Consider the following 2,794-nt stretch of genomic DNA (forward strand, 5'->3'; position numbering starts at 1 on the left):
GAACGGGCGATTGCGGGTATCGAGACGGAGCTTGCCGACAGACTCGCTGAAATGGAACGCCAGAGCAAGCTGCTGGAGGCCCAGCGGCTGCGGATGCGCACCACCTACGATATCGAGATGATGCGCCAGGTCGGTTTCTGCTCGGGTATCGAGAACTATTCCCGGCACATCGACGGGCGTGCCGCTGGTACCCCGCCGCACACGCTGCTCGACTACTTCCCGGACGACTTCCTGCTGGTGATCGACGAGTCGCACGTCACGGTCCCGCAGATCGGTGGGATGTTCGAGGGTGACATGTCGCGCAAGCGCAACCTTGTCGAGCACGGATTCCGGCTGCCCAGCGCGATGGACAACCGGCCGCTGCGGTGGGAGGAGTTCTGCGCCCGTATCGGCCAGACGGTGTACCTGTCGGCGACCCCCGGGCCGTACGAAATCTCCCGAGCCGACGGTGTGGTCGAGCAGATCATCCGGCCGACCGGCCTGCTCGACCCGGAGGTCGTGCTGAAGCCGACCAAGGGGCAGATCGACGACCTCGTCGGTGAGATCCGGATCCGTGCCGAACGCGACGAGCGGGTGCTGGTCACGACGTTGACCAAGAAGATGGCCGAGGATCTCACCGACTACCTTCTTGAGCTCGGCGTCCGGGTCCGCTACCTGCACAGCGACATCGACACGCTCCGTCGCATCGAACTGCTCACCGACCTGCGCAAGGGCGAGTTCGACGTGCTGATCGGTATCAACCTGCTGCGTGAGGGGCTGGACCTGCCCGAGGTGTCGCTCGTGTCCATCCTGGACGCCGACAAGGAGGGTTTCCTGCGGTCGGACAAGTCGCTGATCCAGACCATCGGCCGTGCCGCCCGCAACGTCTCCGGCCAGGTGCACATGTACGCCGACAAGGTGACCCCGTCGATGCGCAGGGCCATCGAGGAGACGAACCGGCGGCGCGTAAAGCAGATCGCCTACAACACCGAACGGGGTGTGGATCCGCAGCCGCTGCGCAAGAAGGTCATCGACATCCTGGACGACCTTGTGCGGGAGAGCGCCGAGGGCGAGGTCATCGGCGGTGGCGGTCGTGCGCGGTCCCGCGGGAAGGTGCCGGGGCCTGGCATGTCCTCGAAGGCGGGCCGCGACGGCGCGGTCGGGCGGCACGCGGCACAGTTGGCCGGCATGCCCAGCTCAGACCTGGCGCAGCTCATCCGCCAGCTCGACGACCAGATGCACGAGGCGGCCAAGGAGCTGCAGTTCGAGCTGGCCGCCCGGCTACGCGACGAGATCGCCGAGCTGAAGAAGGAACTACGAGGCATGCACGCGGCAGGAATATAGTTTCTCCGTGTTCCCGCAGGCGAACTCCGACACTCATGTCCCGTGGCCACCGCGAGTTACGAACCGGATTCTCCGGTCAGATCAAGCCATATCCTTGGCCAGCAGTTTCAGACCCTCGACCTGAGCGATCTTTTTCTCCACCTGCTCGGCACCAGGGCTCAGCGTGAGCCGAACGAGGAGATCGTACTGGCGGTGGTCGGGCTCCTGATAACGATCCTCTTCCTCGACTTCATCCGGAGAGTTTAGATTCGGCTCGATGCGACAGCTGAATTTTGCGGAATCCAGGGAGTAGTACTCTCCGACATACGAACTGTCGCGAGCATCGAGCGTGACTCCGAGAGCGACGCAGACGTCATTGGCCAATCCGTCGATGTCGGTTCGCTCGGAACCATAGAGGATGAATGTTCTCATGGTCTCGGAAGTGGAATCGAAGGCCCTCTTGACACGGCAGTCGTGAAGTTCCTGTACAGCATGAAAGCCACCTTTCGCCCGGTAGTATCCGTTAGTTTCTGCTGTAGGTCGAATAAATCGAGTCTTGCAAGCTCAAGGGGAGTCAAAGGCCCGGTCCGCATTCCACCGGACCGGGCCCGGACCCCGATCTTCAGCGCTTCGTTGAAGAGACGCTCGTCCGCGAGAGCAATATCGAAATCACTTCTCCGACCAACGTCAAATGGTGCTCCAGTCGCGTATTTTACACCGGTGACCGAGCTACCCTGCATTATGCCGACCACGTCGGGGAAGCCTGCGCTCCGCAGACCCGAATGGAGCGTTTCGGAGAAACTCCTCAGTTCGGTCTCATCGGCAAACCCGAAAGGAATACCCGTACCATCCCTCCCCGCATGCGACGGCCTTCCAACCGCGGTAAAGGCGTCTTTGGCGGTGCGGTGAGCGTTGCCCAGAGGCTCGCCGGCTGCCATGAGTATGTGGCCGTCGGGGGTGACGGCAGCTGTATGGGGAAGCAGGTTTTTGACCAGGGTGGTGGTGTGGGCGTGGGCGCCGCGGAGGTTGGTGGCGACGATGGTGAGGTGGGTGCGGGCGGCGGCGAGGACGGCGCGGGTGAGGGCGGTGCCGCTGTGCACAACGCCGGTGAGGGCGCGGCCGTCGCGGAGGGTCTGGGTGGCGCTGCGCAGGCCGCGGGCGAGTCCGGCGGTGGTGGTGAGGCCTTTGGTGCCGGGGATGCAGCCGAGTAACGCCAGGCCGACCTCCCAGCCGGACGCCTCGCCGTTGGCGTATCTGGCCAGGGTGTCGGCGAGGACGATCAGTGCGGCGGCGAACACGACCCAGGCGACCGGCCCGCCGATGATCATAGCGACGATGCCGAGGACGGCGACGGTGATCTGCGCGGCCCGCACGGTGGTGTGCCAGAGGCTGCCCGCGGTCTGTCTGATCTTCTCCCAGGACCACCAGCGTTTGTTGCGGATGCCCGCGTCGGAGGCGTCGCGGATGGCCTGGCCACAGGTGTGCGCGCGGA

At 64.4% G+C, this 2,794-nt stretch carries 2 protein-coding genes and 1 pseudogene; 1 reads left to right on the forward strand and 2 read right to left on the reverse strand.

Going from position 1 to position 2,794, the window contains the following annotated elements; genetic code table 11:
- Positions 1 to 1,323: helicase-related protein (locus tag DD1DGNOD_RS29415; RefSeq protein ID WP_241255701.1), on the forward strand; the 1,323-nt coding region annotated here is incomplete at its 5' end.
- A gap of 81 nt (positions 1,324 to 1,404) precedes the next feature.
- On the opposite strand, the gene DD1DGNOD_RS13625 is transcribed toward DD1DGNOD_RS29415, so the two are convergent.
- Both DD1DGNOD_RS13625 and DD1DGNOD_RS26985 read right to left on the reverse strand, forming a co-directional pair.
- A complete protein-coding gene (locus DD1DGNOD_RS13625; RefSeq protein WP_131766774.1) occupies positions 1,405 to 1,734 on the reverse strand; it encodes a hypothetical protein in 330 nt (109 codons plus the stop codon).
- Positions 1,731 to 2,794, reverse strand: a pseudogene (locus DD1DGNOD_RS26985) (hypothetical protein); the annotation flags it as partial. The pseudogene DD1DGNOD_RS26985 and the gene DD1DGNOD_RS13625, both read right to left, overlap by 4 nt.

Source organism: Candidatus Protofrankia californiensis (assembly GCF_900634765.1).
GTDB classification, from domain to species: domain Bacteria; phylum Actinomycetota; class Actinomycetes; order Frankiales; family Frankiaceae; genus Protofrankia; species Protofrankia californiensis.

Bases quoted from the DNA above. Each gene is read 5' to 3' on its own strand.
- DD1DGNOD_RS13625 (WP_131766774.1), bottom strand. From the start codon at position 1,734: ATGAGAACATTCATCCTCTATGGTTCCGAGCGAACCGACATCGACGGA.